The following is a 17,472-nucleotide window of genomic DNA, read 5'->3' on the forward strand; positions in this document are numbered from 1 at the left end:
TATGAGGCCGGGGTGGGCAAGACGCTGGGGCACATTGCGCTGGTGGTGGCGCTGGGGACGATGCTCGGCAAGATGATGGCCGAGTCCGGCGGGGCCGAGCAGATGGCGCGCACGTTGATCGAGCGCTTTGGCGAGAAGAACGCGCACTGGGCGATGGTGTGCATTGCATTTCTGGTGGGGCTGCCGCTGTTTTTCGAAGTCGGTTTCGTGTTGCTGGTGCCGATTGCCTTTACCGTGGCGCGGCGGGTGGGCGTGTCGATTCTGATGGTTGGTCTGCCGATGGTCGCCGGGCTGTCGGTGGTGCATGCGCTGGTGCCGCCGCACCCGGCGGCGATGCTGGCGGTGCAGGCCTATCAGGCGTCGGTCGGGCAGACCTTGCTGTACGCAATTGCCATCGGCATTCCGACGGCGATCATTGCCGGCCCCCTGTACGCCAAATTCATCGTGCCGCGCATTCAGTTGCCGGCGGATAACCCGCTGGAAAAACAATTTCTCGAACGCGAACCCCGCGACAGCCTGCCGGGTTTCGGCATCACCATGGCGACCATTCTGTTGCCGGTGGTGCTGATGCTGATCGGCGGCTGGGCCAACCTGATTTCCACCCCGGGCAGCGCTTTCAATCAGTTCCTGTTGTTCATCGGCAACTCGGTGATCGCGCTGTTGCTGGCGACGCTGTTAAGTTTCTGGACCCTCGGCATTGCCCAGGGTTTCAACCGCGAATCGATCCTCAAATTCACCAACGAATGCCTGGCACCGACCGCCAGCATCACCTTGCTGGTGGGCGCCGGTGGCGGTCTGAACCGGATTCTGGTGGACGCCGGCGTCACCGATCAGATCGTCGGCCTGGCCCACGAATTTCACCTGTCGCCGCTGATCATGGGTTGGCTGTTCGCCGCGTTGATGCGCATCGCCACCGGTTCGGCCACGGTCGCGATGACCACGGCTTCCGGCGTGGTGGCGCCAGTGGCCATCGGTCTGGGTTATCCACACCCGGAACTGCTGGTGCTGGCGACCGGCGCGGGCTCGGTTATCTTTTCCCACGTCAACGACGGCGGCTTCTGGTTGATCAAGGAATACTTCAACATGACCGTGGCCCAGACGTTCAAGACCTGGACGGTGCTGGAAACCCTGATCTCGATTGTCGCTTTCGCCCTGACCGTCGGTCTTTCTTACCTGCTGTAGTCGGAGTTATCCGCCATGGACATCCTTTATCAGATCCGCGCCCGTCAGGATTCCTTCAGCGCCGGTGAAGGACGCATCGCCCGTCTGATGCTCGACGACGTAGGATTTGCCGCCTCCGCCAGCCTCGAAGACCTGGCGCTGCGGGCCGAAGTCAGCACCGCCACGCTGTCGCGCTTCGCCCGCACCGTCGGTTGTCGCGACCTGCGCGACCTGCGCCTGCAACTGGCCCAGGCCAGCGGCGTTGGCAGCCGTTTCCTCGACCCGGCGGGCACGCCCGAGCAGTCGGCGTTTTACGGGCAGATCGTCGGCGATATCGAAACCACACTGCGCCAGCATCTGGCGGCGTTCGACGAATCGCGCTTCGCCGATGCGGTGAAACTGCTGGGCCAGGCGCGGATGATCCACGCCTTTGGCATCGGCGGTTGCTCGACCCTGTGCAGCGATGAGTTGCAAGTGCGGCTGGTGCGCCTCGGCTACCCGATTGCGGTGTGCCACGACGCGGTGATGATGCGTGTCACCGCCGCCAGCCTCAGCGCCGAGCAGGTGGTGATCGTCTGTTCGCTGACCGGCATCACCCCGGAGTTGCTGGAGACCGTAGCGCTGGCGCGCAACTACGGCGCACGGATTCTCGCCATCACCCGCGCCGACTCGCCGCTGGCGGAACTGGCCGACATCGTCCTGCCGCTGCAAGGCGCCGAGACCTCGTTCATCTACAAACCGACGGCGGCGCGCTACGGCATGCTGCTGGCCATCGACGTGCTGGCCACCGAGCTGGCACTGGCCAATCCTGAAGACAATCAAGAACGTCTGCGGCGGATCAAACTCGCCCTCGACGAATACCGTGGCGGCGACGATCACCTGCCGCTGGGAGACTGACATGCTGTACGACACCCTGATTCGCAACGCCCTGGTCATCGACGGCAGCAACAGCCCCGGTTACGCCGCCGACGTGGCGATCCTCGACGGCCGCATCGCGCAGATCGGCGACTTGGGCGATGCCCGCGCCAGCGAGGAAATCGACGCCGCCGGCCGTGTGCTGGCGCCGGGTTTCATCGACGTGCACACCCACGACGACACCGTGGTGATCCGTCAGCCGCAGATGCTGCCCAAGCTCAGCCAGGGCGTGACCACGGTGATTGTCGGCAACTGCGGGATCAGTGCGGCGCCGGTCAGCTTGCGCGGCGATCCGCCGGATCCGATGAACTTGCTCGGCTCGGCGGCAGCGTTCGTCTATCCGCGTTTCAGCGACTACCGCGCAGCGGTGGAAGCGGCCAACACCACGCTGAACGTGGCGGCGCTGGTCGGGCATACGGCGCTGCGCAGCAATCATCTTGATGATCTGTTTCGCACCGCGACTGACGCTGAAATCACCGCCATGCGCGAGCAGTTGCGTGAAAGCCTGGAGGCGGGCGCCCTTGGTTTATCCACAGGTCTGGCCTATGCGAGCGCGTTCTCGGCATCCACCGATGAAGTCATGCAACTGACCGAGGAATTGAATGCGTTCGGCGCGGTGTACACCACCCACCTGCGCAGTGAATTCGAACCGGTGCTGGAGGCGATGGACGAGGCCTTCCGCATCGGCCGCCACGCCCAGTCGCCGGTGATCATTTCCCACCTCAAATGTGCCGGCGCCGGTAACTGGGGCCGTAGTCCGCAGTTGCTCGCCTCGCTGGAGGAGGCGGCGAAAACCCACCCGGTCGGCTGCGATTGCTACCCGTATGCGGCGAGTTCTTCGACGCTGGATCTGAAGCAGGTCACCGACGCTCACCGCATCACCATCACTTGGTCGACGCCGCATCCGGATATGGGCGGTCGCGACCTGATGGACATCGCCGCCGAATGGAACCTGTCGTTGCTCGACGCCGCCAAACGCCTGCAACCGGCGGGCGCGGTGTATTACGGCATGGACGAGAACGACGTGCGCCGGATCCTCGCTCATCCGCTGTCGATGGTCGGCTCCGATGGCCTGCCGGAAGACCCATTCCCGCACCCGCGTCTGTGGGGGGCTTTCCCACGGGTGCTCGGACATTTCAGTCGTGATGTCGGGCTGTTTCCGCTGCACACCGCTGTGCACAAGATGACTGGTCTGTCGGCCGCGCGTTTCGGCTTGAAGGAAAGGGGCGAGATTCGTGAAGGCCACTGGGCGGACCTGGTGTTGTTCGACCCGGCGACCGTGCGCGACGTGGCGGATTTCAACGACCCGCAACGTGCCGCCCAAGGCATTGATGGCGTGTGGATCAATGGCGTGTTGAGTTACCGCGACGGTCAGGCCAATGGCCAAAGACCAGGGCGTTTCCTGGCGCGCCAGGGCGATCTGCGCGACGGCTTTCATTGAATTTTGCTGACTGCGTCACGGTGATGGCACATTGCAATTAAAGAAAGCCATCACCAAGCCGAATTGCTGACATCCACCCCGGCTACACTCTGGGGCCAATCAGTCAGGGAGCAACCCATGAGCTTCGGCAAAACCACCCCGATCCTGCGGATTTTCGATGAAGCCAAAGCCGTGGAGTTCTACGTCGACTTCCTCGGCTTCAAGATCGACTGGCAGCATCGTTTCGAACCCGGTTTCCCGTTGTACCTGCAAGTGTCGCGCGGCGAGTGTGTGCTGCATCTGTCCGAACACCACGGCGATGCGACACCGGGTTCGGCCCTGCGGATCGAGACCGATGAGCTGGAGGCGTTTCAGCAGCAGTTGCTGGCCAAGGAATACACGTTTTCGCATCCACAGATTCAGGCCATGCCGTGGGGCAGCCAGGACATGACCATCGCCGATCCGTTCGGCAATCGTCTGGTGTTTACCAACGCGATCAGCCTCTAGCCGTCGTTCGAGACCCGGTGAATGTGCCGAAACTCACCGGGCGGCATCCCGCGTCGGCTCTTGAAGGCGCGGTGAAAGGAGCGTGATTCGCTGAAGCCCAGATACTGGGCGATGTCCTGAATCGGCAGGGTGCTGTTGAGCAGGTAATGCTCGGCCAGTTCCTGGCGCAGTTCATCGAGAATCTGCTGATACGACGTGCCGGCCTGATGCAACTGGCGTTGCAGCGTGCGTACCGACACGGCGAGATGTTCTGCCACTTGTTCCTTGCGCGGCAGGCCTTCCTTGAGCAACTGGCGCAGGGTGCTTTTCACCCGCTGCTCCAGCGAAGCATCCTCCAGCGTCGCCATCAAACTCTGCGCGTGTTCTTCCAGCGTGCGCAGCAAATGTGCATCGGCCTGGCGCAACGGCAACTGCAAATACGGCAACGGCACGATCAACGCGGAATACGCCTGATCGAACAGTACCGGGCATTCGAAAAACTGTTCGTACTGCGCCAGCGTCGTGTCCGCCGGGATCGAGTGCTCCAGCCACACCGCGGCCGGCGACAGTCGGGTATCGGCGATCCAGCGCGCGTATTGCAGCCAGGAGCCAAGCACGTTTTCCACCAGATGTCGGCGAATCCGCGGGCGCTCAAAGCGGCAGCTCCAGATCAGGTGTACTTGGCTGTCGTGAACCTCGGCGCGGCTGACGCCCATGTCGCCCACCAGTTTTTCGAACGGCATGATGCGGCTCATGGCATCGCCCAATGTCGCGCAATTCATGGTGATGTAACCCAGCACGCTCCACGAGTTGGGCAGGACGAAATTCGCCGCGTTGAGGCCGAACAGCGGATCGCCCGAGTGTTCGCAAAAGTAATCGAGCAACCGCTCATGGGTTTCACCCGGCAGGCGCAGGCTGTTGTCGCTCAACTGCTGCGCCTGCAACCCGGCCGCCGCCAACGCAGGCTCGATGGCCAGGCCCAGATGTTCGGCATGGCGCAGGTACTTGAGCAGCGGTGGGACGGAGGTGAAGCCGAGCGATTGCATGACTGAATCCTCTTGATCGAGGCCGCCGTGGGCGGATGAGCGCTCTGAAAGGTAATTTGAATCCGCGAATAAAGTAAATGGCTGACGCTTGCGCGACGTTGGGGGTTGAGGTGATCAACCCTTGGAGAATTTGAGCGAGACAAGCCTTAAGTCTTTGTGACAAAGCCCGCGTCCTGCGGGCTTTGTCATTGAACGATCAAGAAGAAGCGGCGAGTGCACCGCACTCGCCACCTCCCGCATCAATCCGTCGGCACAACCTTGTCCAGTGCCCGGTTAACGGCCAGTTCGGCGATCATCACGATCTGGGCGATGCCTTGCAGGGTCTTGCGGTGGCTGCCCTCGACCAGCGCCACATGATTGTTGAGCATGACGGTGGCGGAGCCGAGGGATTCGCTGGCGTCCACCAGCAGGGATTCGGTGTCGGCTTCGGGGTGAGCCTGGTAGAGGGTGTTGGGTTTGTAGGGCGCGGCCATGATGTGGGCGCTGAGTGGGCCCAGGTGATAATCGAGGGCGCGTTCGGCGGCTTCGTTGAAGCGTTTCGAACCGGGGCATTCGTAGGGGGATGCCGGATCCGGGAGGGTTGTGGGTTCGGTGAGCGGTGGGTTTGGCGTTACCTTGAACATAGATGCTTACCTCTGATGAGGCTGCGCCCATTTCGCCGCTGAGCAAAAGGGAGGCAGCTGTGCGCAAGTTAGCGGCCCGGTAAGCATCACAACCCGGCGCATCCGAAGATGCCATGCGCACAGCCACCATCAAGTGCAGGCGAATGCCTGACTGGATCGGACGTGTACAACCGTGAACGCATGCCGAACCGCTAAGTTCGATCACTGGAAATCAGTGACGCAATCAAATTACGCAGCCAGCCCAAGGCGCACAAGCCGGCGGATTCTGGCGTAGCCGTAGGCAACGGCGCAAGGTTTTGTGGGCTTCGGGACGTATCACGGCGTGTCCTTAAACACCTCTGATCAAGCGTGTGTAATTGCGTTTCAGAACGCGTCATCCACTTCCTGAAGTTGGCAATTTCCGGGCAAAAAAGAAGGGCAGCTTTTCAGCTGCCCTTCTTTGTACATCGGCTTTCGTGTGCAGGGTTTACACGCGGAAATGGCTCACCATCTGCTGCAACTGCCCACCCAATCGCGCCAGTTCAACGCTGGACTTGGCGGTCTCATCACTCGCCGCCGCCGTCTGTTCCGACACGTCGCGGACGTTGATGATGCTGCGGCTGATTTCCTCGGCCACGGCGCTCTGCTGTTCGGCGGCTGCGGCGATCTGCTGGTTCATCGACTGGATGTTCGACACCGTGCGGGTGATGTTTTCCAGCGAGTCGCCGGCCTTGCGGGTCAGGGCGACGCTGCTGTCGGTCAGGGCGCGGCTGTTGTTCATCACGGCGGCCACTTGCTGCGTGCCGTTCTGCAGACCGGCCACCAGGCCTTCGATTTCTTCGGTGGATTTCTGCGTGCGCTGGGCCAGGCCACGGACTTCATCGGCGACCACGGCAAACCCGCGACCGGCCTCACCGGCACGGGCCGCTTCGATGGCAGCGTTGAGGGCCAGCAGGTTGGTCTGTTCGGCCACAGCCTTGATCACGTCCATGACGCTGCCGATCTTGTCGCTTTCCTGTTGCAGCACGCTCATGGCTTCGGTGGAACGCACCACTTCGCTGGCCAGACGCTCGATCTGGGCGATGGCTTCGTTTACCACCTTGTCGCCTTCGCGGGCTTCGCCGTCAGCGGCGGCTGCGGCTTGCGAGGCTTCTTCGGCGTTGCGCGCGACTTCCTGCACGGTGGCAGTCATTTCGTGCATGGCGGTGGCCACCTGATCGGTCTCGACCTTCTGGCTGTTCACGCCGGCGCTGGTCTGTTCGGTCACGGCCGACAGTTCTTCGGCGGCGCTGGCGATCTGGGTCACGCCGTCGCGGATGCCGCTGATCAGGTCGCGCAGGGTCACGCCCATGCGCGCGATGCCTTGTTGCAACACGCCGAGTTCGTCGCGGCGGGTGACGATCACGTTCTGGCTCAGGTCGCCGCTGGCGATGCGGTCGACCACGGCCATGGTTTCCTGCAGCGGACGGGTGATCTGACGGGTGATGATGAAGGCAGCGATGATGCCCACCAGCAACGCCAGCAGGGTGCTGATCAGTTGCAGGGTGCGGGCCTGGGCGCTTTCTGCATCACGGCGATCGAGCTGGATCTGATACAGCTGCTCGCTCAGGCTCACGATGGTCGTGCCCTGATCGGTCATTTCCTTGCGCGCCTGCACCGCATCGGTGTTGGCGTTCTTGAAGGCCTGCAAGGCGCTGCGGTAGTTGGTCAGTGCGGTTTCCAGCTGACGCAGGGCGTCCTGTTGGGTGCTGGCGAAATGCATGTTCAGTGGCTTGAGGCTGGCGATGGCCACGTCCAGTTGGCCGACGGCTTTCTGCTCGGTCTCGGCGTTGGCGGTGGCGGTGTAGCCGCGCACTTCGTAGCGCGCCAGGATAAAGGCTTCCTTGGCGGCGGTGACGGCCTGGAACTGCTCGAAACGCTCATCGCTCAACGGCATTTGCTGGACGCGGTTGCTCAGCGCTTCGATCAGGCCGTAGGCCGTCGCGGCACTGGTGGCCATCGAGTCGCGCGCCGTGTTGCCGGTGCGGTAGGCGTTACGCATTTTGTTCAGGGACGTCTGGTATTCGGCGATGGTCGCCGCCTGCTCCTTGAGCAGTTTGACGTTTTCCGGGCTCTTGAAGCTGCTGATCAGCTTCTGCTGTTGGGCGGCGAAACCGTCGAGGGTGGTCTGCACGTTCTGCGCGGCGGTTTCGTCGCCGTTGGTCAGCATGTATTGCAGGCGCACCACGCGCAGTTTGGTCAGGCCAGCGTTGAGCTGGGTGATGTCGCTCATCCAGTTGCTGCGGTCAATCAGGCCGCCCAGGCTGGTCCAGCCAGTGAGCGCCAGAATGCAGGTCAGGGCTAGGACGAGGCCGAATCCGAGCCCCAGTTTCAGGTTCACGCTGATGTTGCCGAACCAGCTATTCATCAAAAATCCTCCAGAAAAACGTTGTGCGTCTTGATCGTCGGTCAGGCTGGAAGATTGTTGTTTTTTTGAGCCAGCAAGGGTGTAAGCAGGACTGTATCGGCCGCAAGTCCGAGAGCTGAAAGGATTTTGTCCTACGGAATTTGTAACAAGCGCCTCCAAGACTTTTTTCACATGGGTTTCACTGGCTGCCCACGCCGTGCTCTCTAACCTCGCCGTATCGAATGACAAGTGATGGCGGCTTTTTGTGGAATTGCGACTGAGTCTGTTCGGCGTCAAGCGCTCGATTGATCTGAGCGGTCTGGCCCGTTTTCGAAACACCTGGGTGGTCTTGGCGGCCTCGGTGCTTGTGATCCCTTTGACCCTTTGGCTGCTGGCCCCGGCGGCGGTGCCTGACCTTGCCCACGGCAATGTGGCCGGGGCGCAGGCGCTGAAGGAGGGCTGGAACAAAGGCGACATCATCGTGCTGGTGCGCCACGTCGAGCGCTGCGACCACTCGAAAGCCGCTTGCCTGAGCGGCCACGATGGCATCACCGATCGCTCGCGCAGTGTCGCGGTGAGCGTCGGCGCGCAGTTCGAGCAGTTGGGCCTGGACAAGGCCGACGTCTACAACAGCCCGATGATGCGCACCGTGCAGACCGCCGGCTACATGTTCAACAAGGCGGCGACCGGCGAAGACTGGCTGATCAGTTGCAAGGGCCGGATGTTGCAGGATGCGCTCGCGCACAAGGTCCCGGGACGCAACCTGATTCTGGTGACCCACAGCGAATGCATGGCGCAGCTGGAAAAAGACCTCAAGGTGCCGGCCTCGACCCTCGGGTACGGCGCATCGCTGTTCGTTTCCGCCGCCAGCCCGGCGGCCCCACAGATGCTCGGCTTCATTGAAGCCTCCGACTGGCGCACGGTGACCACCCGATGAAATCACGCTTTTATGCTTACAACTTCGGTATCCCGCTGCTCTGCGCAGCCGTGGTTTTTCTGATGTTCGACATGACCAATATCGACATCGCCTTCAGCAATCTGCTGTTCGATCCGCTGACCCACACGTTCCCGCTCGACAAGATCCACTTCTTCGAAAAGCTGACCCACAAGTGGGCGCGGATCATTCCGAACTGGACTGCGGAAATCGCCTTGATCGGCGCGGTGTTGTCGTTTGTCTGGCCGCTGCTGAAACCGCAGAAGCATCCGCGCTTGGGCGGGTTTCTCGAGCGCTGCAAAGTCGCACCGGTACTGCGCTTTGCCGCCGATCATCGTAGGGATTTTCTGTTTGTGGTGGTGGCTTTCGCGGTCTGCACCGGGGTGATCCATTTCCTCAAGGCACACACCAGCGTCTACTGCCCGATCGAGACCACGCTGTACGGCGGAAAGATGCCGCACATCGAGTGGTACAACAATTTCCAGCTGTTCCACGAAGCGGGTGAAGGGCGTTGCTGGCCGGGTGGCCATGCTTCCGGTGGCTTCACCATGCTGGCGCTGTATTTCGTGGCGCGTCGTTATCAGTGGCGCTTCTCCAGCGCGTTGTTGTGGGGCTCGTTGCTGCTCGGTTTTGTCTACGGCACTACGCGGGTCCTACAGGGCTGGCACTACATGTCCCACACGTTCTGGGCCGGGATCTTCGTGTGGTTGGCGTGTTTGCTGACGGCGCTGGCGTTTTACGGGCGGGCTCGTCTGGAGTTGCCGGTGTTGAGTAAGCGAGAGCGGAAGGTGTTCGGCGCACAGCCTGAGGTTTCTCTCTAAGGTCTCGCCGCTGAAATGAAAAACCCGCCATCACCGGCGGGTTTTTTGTTTGTGCTGTTGTGGTTTCAATAGCCGACGAAGTAATACGCCTGGCGCCCGACCATCATGGTCTTGTGGACTTTCAGCGGTGCGGCGGGTTCGCTGTCTCCCGACATCACGGCGATGTGCGAGGGCGATGCACTGAGAAATTCCCGTAGCTGCGCATCGGTGTCCAGGCCCTTGAGGACGCTCCGGGTATAGAACACGCTGGCGCCGCCGACCCGTTCGTTGGCTTGAAACAGTGCGACCTGATTGCCGCTCGCCTGCAGGGCCTGAATGTGTTCGGTCAGCGGCAGGAACGACAGGTGTTTATCGGCGTTCGGCAGTGCCCATTGCGCGGCGCCAAGGTAGCTGGCGATGACCACCGCCAGTATCCCCGCCGCCACTGTCTGGCGGTGACGGGCGATTCGTCCGACAAAACCGTTCCTGTGATCCTTCAACCTTTCGAACAGCACGCCTGCATATTCCGCCGCGATCACTGCCGCTGCGGGTGTCATCGACATCAGGTACACCGTGCGTTTGCTTGAGGCCAGGGTCAGCAGGATGAATTGCGCGATTATCCACAGGCTGAAAAACAGCAGGTAACGATTGGCCTTCAGCTCCTTGCGAAAATGCCACAACCCCAGATACACCAGAATGTTCCAGGGCAGAAACGCCTGCGGCAGTTTGGCGAGGTAGTAGTAAAACGGCTCGTAGTGGCCGGCTTCGACGAACGATCCGCTGAAGCGTCCGACGCTGTTGGTCAGCAACACTTCGCTGACGGCCTGGACGCCGCCGCGCTGATAGAGCACGGCGAGCCAGATCATCAGCGGGATTAGCCCGACAAGGGTCAGCAAACCCGGACGCAGCCAGTCCGTCAGCTTTAAGCGCTTGTCCATCAGGTTGTCGGCCAACAGAAAAGCGAAAATCACCACCCCCGGCATCGCCAGCCCGAGCACGCCTTTGCTCAGCGTGGCGATGGCGATCCCGACTACAAACAGCAACGAGTTACCCGGGCTCGATGCTCGCTGCGCCTGAAAAAACGCCAGCAACACCATGGTCACGCCGAGGGCAAGCAGAGCATCCTCGCCGACCCCGCGCACGTTGCTCCAGTAACTGGCCATGGTCGCCAGCAGAATCCCCGCCGTCCAGGCGATGGTTTTCGGGCGTTCGAAGCGGCGCAACATGGCGTACAGCAGCATCACGCTGAGCAACCCGGCCACCGCCGACGCCAGTCGCACCGCCCAGGGCGAGGCACCGAAAACCCGCAGGGCGCCGGCGTCCAGCCACAGGCTCAGGGGCGGTTTTTCCAGGAAGGGCTCGCCGAACAGACGCGGCGTCACCCAGTCGTTGTCCAGGTGCATTTCCATCGCAATGCCCGCAACCCGGGCCTCGGTGGAACCTTGCAGTTGATGGCTGCCGAGGGCGAAAAAGAACAGCAGGGCGGCAAGCAGAAGCAGGGAAGAGGCGGCACGCGACATGGGTTCAGGCAACCGGAAGTGAGCGGAAACCCGAGCTTACGCGGCCATTCCTTAATAATTTGTGAACGTCAGGACAGCGGTCGCGACCAGCGTTGCTCCGACGTTTCGAAACGCGGATTGACCCGCGCCGTCAGCACATGATCCTGCCAGCGCCCGGCAATGTTCAGGTACGCCTTGGCATAGCCTTCACGTTCAAAGCCAAGGCGCTCCAACAACCGGGCACTGCGTTCATTGCCGGGAATGTAGTTGGCCATGATCCGGTGCAGGTTCTGAGTGTCGAACATATAGGCGATGGCCGCCTCCAGCGCTTCCTGCATCAAACCCTTGCCCTGATGCGCCTCGTCGATGTGATAACCCAGATAACACGCCTGAAACGCACCGCGAATGATCCCGCTGAAATTGCAGGCGCCGATCATCTGCTCGCCGTCCGGGGTCAGCAACGCCATATGCACCGCCAGCCCGGCTTCGAAGGCGCTGGCCTGTATTTCAAGGCGCCGGCGGATCTGCTCGGTGGAGAAATAGTCGGTGGTGCGAATCGGTGACCACGGCGCGAGGTGGCGCAGGTTGCGCTGGTAGAACGCGCTTTCCAGCGGCGCCTGATCCGGGTCGAGTACCGCGAGCGTGAGGCGTTGACAGGGCAGGGTCAGCAGCGGCATCGGGTGCTCCGGGTCTCGGGATTGATCACCAGAATTGCCCGGCAGGCAGGAAAACACAAATCGCCGCCAAATTGCGGGCGAAAAAAAGCCCGCAGGAGCGCGGGCGAACCGTAGTTTCTTGAATGAGCGAGGCCAATGTACACGGCCATCACCGCCGCCGGGGTGAAGAAAAGTTCATGTCGATGAACGACTTGCGTCACCGACGAGCGGTCGTTTTCAGTGCACGACAGGCGCCGTCGTACGGGGCACCAGATTCACCGGATCAAGGTTCTCCACGGCCCGATTGACCAGCATTTCGGTCATGATCGACAGCTGCCGGATCGCCAGCAACCGGCTGCGCTGAGAGCCTGTGAAATCATCGGCGATGTTCGCCGTCATCATGTTGAGCGCCGCCAGCGTTTCGCAGGCATGGGTCAGCAGGGTGGCCGTGTCCACGTCGGTGCGCACGGAAAAAATCTCGTTGAAAGGCAGGGTGCGACGCGGCTTTCTCACGTATTCCTGAGGCTGGGCAAGCACAGCGGGTTCTTTCGATTCGGACTCGTGAGGCGGTGTTTGATCAGGCAGGCTTGGGGTGTCTTTTTTCATGACGAGGCTCCATGGTTTCAGGCTCCCGGCGAATCCCTTTGGTAAACCATCTGCCGGGTTGCAGCGGAGCGCGAAGACTAGCGTTTGGAAGCATCTTGAACCAGTTCATGAAAGTCGACGCGGGTTGCGGGAAATTTCCTAGGACGCCTGCAGACAGGAGCGAAGTTCACTCGACGTCAGCGTGTGCTTGAAGTGACGTTCCCATAACCCCCCCCGCTACGACACATTCTGACCACCGCCCCGCCCACCCTGACGCCTGAGCAGGGGGAATGAGGGGTTGAGATTTTCGAAAGGGTAGAAGGGCAGGCCTGCTCGTGACTTTGGTCGAGGTGGAAAATGTCTTTTGATCCTAGTAGGCTCGATAGCATTTTGAAATCAAAATGCCACCCTTGGGCCTTCTGGATGAAGACTCAGACGGGTACGTCGCCCTGCTTTTTGTGCCCTACCTCTTCTACGCATGGATGCCACCCAATGATGTTCCCGCGCCCATTTCCCGCAGGTTTTCCCCATGCACGATAACGCTTCCGGCGCTAACGCGGCGCCACCTCGCGTGTTGGACCCCGCTCGCAACGACCCAAGCTTCACCATAAGGCCTACGCGCTTCACCCTGAACAATGACCTGGTGCTGTCGGCCAAGACACGCCTGCAACTGGACGAGTGCCTGGCGCGTCTGCGTTTTCATCGCACCATCTACCAGGACTGGGGTTTCGCTGCGGTCGACCCCATGGGCATGACCGCCATCCTCAACTTTTACGGCCCACCGGGCACAGGCAAGACACTGTGCGCCGAGGCGCTGGCCGGCCAGTTGGGCCTGCCGTTCATGGCACTGGGCATTGCCGAGCTGGAAAGCAAGTTCATGGGCGAAACAGCGCGCAATATCCAGGCCGCCTTCGCCCAGGCGAGGGAGACCGGTGCGCTGCTGTTCTTCGATGAGGCCGATACGCTACTCGGCAAGCGCTTGTCGTCGGTTACTCAAGGGGTCGACAACGAAGTCAACGCCATGCGCTCGACCTTGCTGGTCGAGCTTGAGCGGTACGAGGGCATCGTGGTGTTCGCCACCAACTTCGCGGGCAACTACGACGAAGCGTTCCGCAGCCGGATCGGCTACCACATCGAGTTCGGCCTTCCGGACCTGGCCGCCCGCGAGCAACTGTGGTCGCGTTTTCTGGTGGAGCAGATCCCGCTGGATTCGCCTCGTGACTTGCTGCTGACCGAAGCGGCCTTGCAATCGGAAGGGCTGTCAGGGCGCGAAATACGTACTTGCATGCGCTTGGCGTTGCCCAAGGCGCTGCTTGCCGCGGAACAACAGGGCAGCCCGGCCACCCTGCAACTGAGCCACATTCAACTGGCCATCGACGAAGTGCAGACCGCCCAGCGGCAGGTCGCCACCCACGCCAACCACGCCATCAAGGATGCCAAGCGGGCCAAGGCCATGCTGGGTATCGACTGACGCCATCAAGAGGACTGATTCATGGGCTTTCTATCGGACTGCTGGAGCGCTATCAAAAGCGTGGGTTCAACCGTTGTAGAGACAGTGCGCTCCACGTACGAAGCCGTGCGCGAAAAAGCCAGGGATGCCTTGGACTGGATGGCTACCAAAGCCGAATCGTTCGTGGGCAAGGTCACCGAGGTGTGGAGCAAGGTCAAGCCATTCATCGCCAATGTGGTCCGGCCCGCGCTCAAGGTGGCCGCGGAGTGGGCCACCGTTGCGCTGCCGACCTTCCCCTGGGTGGCCCTGGCCATTCGCGCGTTCGACAAGGCGCTGGAAGCCCTGCTGAACTGGGAAAAGAGCGAGTTGGCGAAGAAGGTCAAGGCGGCTGTCGAGTGGGCCATCGCCAAGGCTAAGACACTGCGCGACATCCAGCTGAACGATGCGGAGATGGAGCAGGCGGCCACTCACGAGGAAGTGTTGCGCGAAGCCCGTGAAGATGTACGCGGCGACGCCCGCCGCGCCCTCGACCTGGCCACTCTGATAACCCAGTACGCGCAGTTGAGCACGCGGATCCAGCAAGTGCTGGAGAACAACCGCATTGCCGATTTCGACCACTACCTGCGCCTGCGTGCCTCGCAGAAGCTGCTCAAGGAAACCGAACAGCGGCTGATTCGCGCCCAGGATCTGGAAGCCTTGAACCGCGACGACCTGTTCCTGGTTGAAGTGGCCTCCGAGCTGCTCAAGGCCAAGCCGCAAATCAGCGACGCCCAGGCGGTGCGCCTGGATGAGGTGATTGAGGTTCGCTTCGGCAAGAAGCTGATTCCGTTCGTGTTCGAAGAGCTGATCATGGCCTGGGGTTGCAACCTCGAGCAGCAGGAGAAGGACTGGAAAACCCTCAGCGAATCGGTGGCCAAGCTTCAGGTGCAGGAGCGTCAGCTGAAAATCAGCATGAACCTCGGTGAGCCTTCTGCCGAAGACAAGGCCGCCCTGGCCGACATTCAGGCTCGCTTGCCAGGCCTGAAGGCGAAGATGGACGAGCTGCGCAAACGCAACCAGGAAATGCGCAACTATGTTTTCGCCGCCGAGGGCTTCCTGCAGGTGCTGGAAAAGGGGCCGGAAGATTTCGCCGACGACGCGTACCTGCTTGAGGACAGCCAGCAGGTGGGCATGATCATCATCGACTGTGCGCAACACGGCAAGTTGTGGGAGGAGCTCACCGAAGACGAGCAGAGCCTGATCATCGACTTTGCCAACATCTTCGAAGAAGCCAGCCGTGAACGTGCTGCCCGCCTGGTTGAGGTGTCTGCGTGAGTTTTCAAGAAATCCTGACGTTCCTGCTGCCTTCTGCCGACCCGCTGCAGCTGTTGTTCGCCGGGCTGATCGGCCTGCTTTCGCTGCTGACCGTGGTGGCGTTGAAGCGCGGCGCACGTGAGCAGACCTGGGCCAGCCGGTGGAAGGGAGGTGGCCAGGACGAGCTGGACGTAGAGCACGGCTCACTGCATGAAATCAGCGCTGCGGTGGCCAGCCCTGGCGAGCGGATGGTCGAGTACATGCCTGGGATCCTGTTGATCCTGGGTTTGCTGGGCACCTTTCTGGGCCTAGGCATCGCCCTGAACAAGGCATCGACCATTCTGGTGGACGCCAATGCCGGTGGCGGCATGGACGATGCCATGAAGAACCTCATGGGCATGATGGAAGGTCTGGGCACCAAGTTCAAAACCTCGACCTGGGGCATTCTGGCGTTCCTGTTGCTCAAGCTTTACGCCGCACGCAACGGCTACGAGGAACGCCGCCTGCGTTGGTGCGCCAAGCAGATGAAGCATGTCTTCGACAGCAGCCGCCAGCAGCGCCAGGAGGAACGCCAGCAGGCGCAAATGACGCTGCTCGACACCTTGGCCCGCCTCGACCAGAACATGGCTGCCCAGAACGAGAGCCAGCGCCAGTTGCTGGACTTGCAGAGCCGCCAGTTCAAGCACCACACCGCCACGACCCAACAGGCACTGACCAAAAACCGCTCCAGCATCGACGCGTTGCTGGAGCCGTTGAAGGTGTCGCTGCAGGATCAACAAGCGGGCAACCAGACCCTGCAAACGTTGTTGCAAGAGCAGCAAACCGGTAACCAGACCTTGCAGGCTCTGTTGCAGGAGCAGCAGGCCGGCACCCAGTCGCTGCTCAAGGGCCAGCAGGCGGGCAGCCAGCAGTTGCAAAAGCTGCAAGAGCTGCAAGCGACCGCCAACCAGGCAGGGCAAGCCCTGCTGCAGGAAGCCCAGGCCGGCAGCAAGGTTCGACAAGATCTCCTGCAGGCCCAGCAAGCCAGCGGCAAGACCTTGGCCACCGCGTTGCCAATACTGCAAGCCTTGAACGGTAACAGCGAGCAAGTGCTGACGGCGCTGGGCGGCATCGATACCCGGTTGCAACAGCATGGCGAGCAGAACCAGGCGCAGCTCGAAGACGCTCGTGCTACGCGCCAGGCAGGGCAAGCCCTGCTACTGGAAGCCCAAGCCGGCAGCAAGGTTCGAAAAGACCTGCTGCAAGCCCAGCAAGCCACCGGCAAGACCTTGGCCACCGTGTTGCCAATGCTGCAAGCCTTGAACGGCACCAGCGAGCAAGTGCTGACGGCGCTGGGCGGCATCGATACCCAGTTGGAACAGCATGGCGAGCAGAACCAGGCGCAGCTCGAAGACGCTCGTGCTACGCGCCAGGCCATGGAGCATTTGATCGACAGCAACGCACGCAATCTGGCGGCAATTTCGGGCGCTGCCGAACAGATGGCCAGCGCGGCGAGCACCATCGGTGAATCTGCCGGTGACCTGCAGCAAGCCATTGCCGACTTCAAGGAAGGTGTCGCAGGTGTGCTGGGGCATCTGAAACAGGACTTGGGCGAGACAATCGGGCTGATGGGTAGCAGCTTCACCGGCAATATGGAGCAAATGTCTGCCAGCCTGTCTGACGCCACGCAAGGTATCTCCATTGCGGTGAACAACCTGTCGCAGAGCGTCGGCGAGATCATGGATGACATGAAGTCCTCCAATGAGCGCTCGCTGAAGATGCAGGCCACGGCGCTTAGCACGTTCGAGAGTTCCAGCTACACCTTGCAGGAAAAAGTGCAAGGCATGACGCACCTGGTGGAAGTGCTGCAAGAGCGGATCACCTCGGGACTCAAGGCGGTTTCCGAAAGCGGCCGGCGCATGGTCTCTCTCGATGGCCGTTACGACGAGGTGACGAAACAGGCCGAGCTGGCAGCCAATGAAATCAAGGCGCTGGTCGGGCAGCTCAGTGCCATGCAGCAAAGCAGCCCGCTGCAACCTGCGGTGGATGCACTGGCGGCGCGGGTGGAGATGATCGGCCGTAACCTTCAGGGTATTCAGCAGCACCTGGAAGCACTGGGCAACCTTGCCGAGCGCAACCAGCAGCACAGTACCGGCACCGAGATCACCCAGTCGTTGCGTCAGATCATCGAGCAGCTTCATGTTCTCGACCGCCCGCAGCCGGTGGTGTTGCAGCAAAAAACGGTCGATTGAAGGTAACG

At 61.4% G+C, this 17,472-nt stretch carries 15 protein-coding genes and 1 pseudogene; 9 read left to right on the top strand and 7 right to left on the bottom strand.

Annotated features, from left to right (window positions below):
* From CAG25_RS09735 to CAG25_RS09750, 4 genes are all read left to right on the top strand, one after another.
* Positions 1 to 1,182 (top strand): gluconate:H+ symporter (locus CAG25_RS09735; RefSeq protein WP_085690982.1); only part of this gene is annotated, 1,182 nt, incomplete at its 5' end.
* Between the two features lie 15 nt (positions 1,183 to 1,197).
* Positions 1,198 to 2,058: a MurR/RpiR family transcriptional regulator gene (locus tag CAG25_RS09740; RefSeq protein ID WP_085611265.1), complete on the top strand. Its 861-nt coding sequence runs from the start codon at positions 1,198 to 1,200 to the stop codon at positions 2,056 to 2,058.
* Between the two features lies 1 nt (position 2,059).
* Positions 2,060 to 3,517 carry a D-aminoacylase gene (locus CAG25_RS09745; protein WP_085611266.1) on the top strand — a complete coding sequence of 486 codons (1,458 nt, stop codon included), beginning with the start codon at positions 2,060 to 2,062 and terminating at the stop codon, positions 3,515 to 3,517.
* A 117-nt stretch (positions 3,518 to 3,634) separates the two neighbouring features.
* Positions 3,635 to 4,003: a glyoxalase superfamily protein gene (locus CAG25_RS09750; protein ID WP_064593313.1), complete on the top strand. Its 369-nt coding sequence runs from the start codon at positions 3,635 to 3,637 to the stop codon at positions 4,001 to 4,003.
* Here the strand turns inward: CAG25_RS09750 and CAG25_RS09755 are convergent.
* The 4 genes and pseudogenes from CAG25_RS09755 to CAG25_RS29100 all read right to left on the bottom strand — a co-directional run.
* On the bottom strand, positions 4,000 to 5,028 hold the full coding sequence (locus CAG25_RS09755) for an AraC family transcriptional regulator (RefSeq protein ID WP_085611267.1): 1,029 nt from the start codon (positions 5,026 to 5,028) through the stop codon (positions 4,000 to 4,002). The two genes, CAG25_RS09750 and CAG25_RS09755, sit on opposite strands and share 4 nt — an antisense overlap.
* 239 nt (positions 5,029 to 5,267) lie before the next feature.
* A complete protein-coding gene (locus CAG25_RS09760) occupies positions 5,268 to 5,651 on the bottom strand; it encodes a DUF6124 family protein (RefSeq protein ID WP_011332363.1) in 384 nt (127 codons plus the stop codon).
* Between the two features lie 466 nt (positions 5,652 to 6,117).
* The gene (locus tag CAG25_RS29095; RefSeq protein WP_371857340.1) at positions 6,118 to 6,981 is read right to left on the bottom strand and encodes a methyl-accepting chemotaxis protein; all 864 of its coding nucleotides are present in this window, start codon (positions 6,979 to 6,981) and stop codon (positions 6,118 to 6,120) included.
* Between the two features lie 42 nt (positions 6,982 to 7,023).
* Positions 7,024 to 8,037 (bottom strand): annotated as a pseudogene (locus tag CAG25_RS29100) (methyl-accepting chemotaxis protein); the annotation flags it as partial.
* A gap of 244 nt (positions 8,038 to 8,281) precedes the next feature.
* On the opposite strand from CAG25_RS29100, the gene CAG25_RS09770 reads away from it, so the two are divergent.
* Entirely contained in the window at positions 8,282 to 8,953 is a 672-nt protein-coding gene (locus tag CAG25_RS09770; RefSeq protein WP_085611269.1) for a histidine phosphatase family protein, read from the top strand.
* Entirely contained in the window at positions 8,950 to 9,771 is an 822-nt protein-coding gene (locus tag CAG25_RS09775; protein ID WP_085611270.1) for a phosphatase PAP2 family protein, read from the top strand. Before CAG25_RS09770 ends, CAG25_RS09775 begins: the two co-directional genes overlap by 4 nt.
* A gap of 65 nt (positions 9,772 to 9,836) precedes the next feature.
* Here the strand turns inward: CAG25_RS09775 and CAG25_RS09780 are convergent, their stop codons facing one another.
* From CAG25_RS09780 to CAG25_RS09790, 3 genes are all read right to left on the bottom strand, one after another.
* Positions 9,837 to 11,270 (bottom strand): glycosyltransferase family 39 protein, encoded by a 1,434-nt coding sequence (locus CAG25_RS09780; protein WP_085611271.1) that lies wholly within the window; start codon positions 11,268 to 11,270, stop codon positions 9,837 to 9,839.
* A gap of 68 nt (positions 11,271 to 11,338) precedes the next feature.
* Positions 11,339 to 11,926 carry a ribosomal protein S5-alanine N-acetyltransferase gene (rimJ, locus tag CAG25_RS09785; protein ID WP_085611272.1) on the bottom strand — a complete coding sequence of 196 codons (588 nt, stop codon included), beginning with the start codon at positions 11,924 to 11,926 and terminating at the stop codon, positions 11,339 to 11,341.
* A gap of 216 nt (positions 11,927 to 12,142) precedes the next feature.
* Entirely contained in the window at positions 12,143 to 12,511 is a 369-nt protein-coding gene (locus CAG25_RS09790; RefSeq protein WP_011332370.1) for a DUF6124 family protein, read from the bottom strand.
* Between the two features lie 508 nt (positions 12,512 to 13,019).
* On the opposite strand from CAG25_RS09790, the gene CAG25_RS09795 reads away from it, so the two are divergent.
* The 3 genes from CAG25_RS09795 to CAG25_RS09805 all read left to right on the top strand — a co-directional run bounded on the left by CAG25_RS09795 (position 13,020) and on the right by CAG25_RS09805 (position 17,464).
* Positions 13,020 to 13,961, top strand: coding sequence for an ATP-binding protein (locus tag CAG25_RS09795; RefSeq protein WP_085611273.1), 942 nt, complete (start codon positions 13,020 to 13,022; stop codon positions 13,959 to 13,961).
* A gap of 138 nt (positions 13,962 to 14,099) precedes the next feature.
* Positions 14,100 to 15,254 (top strand): hypothetical protein, encoded by a 1,155-nt coding sequence (locus CAG25_RS09800; protein ID WP_085611274.1) that lies wholly within the window; start codon positions 14,100 to 14,102, stop codon positions 15,252 to 15,254.
* On the top strand, positions 15,251 to 17,464 hold the full coding sequence (locus tag CAG25_RS09805; RefSeq protein ID WP_085611275.1) for a hypothetical protein: 2,214 nt from the start codon (positions 15,251 to 15,253) through the stop codon (positions 17,462 to 17,464). The genes CAG25_RS09800 and CAG25_RS09805 overlap by 4 nt, the downstream gene beginning before the upstream one ends.
* Positions 17,465 to 17,472: the final 8 nt, after the last annotated feature.

Origin of the sequence: Pseudomonas sp. B16(2017) (assembly GCF_002113205.1) — a bacterium.
Classification (GTDB): domain Bacteria; phylum Pseudomonadota; class Gammaproteobacteria; order Pseudomonadales; family Pseudomonadaceae; genus Aquipseudomonas; species Aquipseudomonas pharyngis.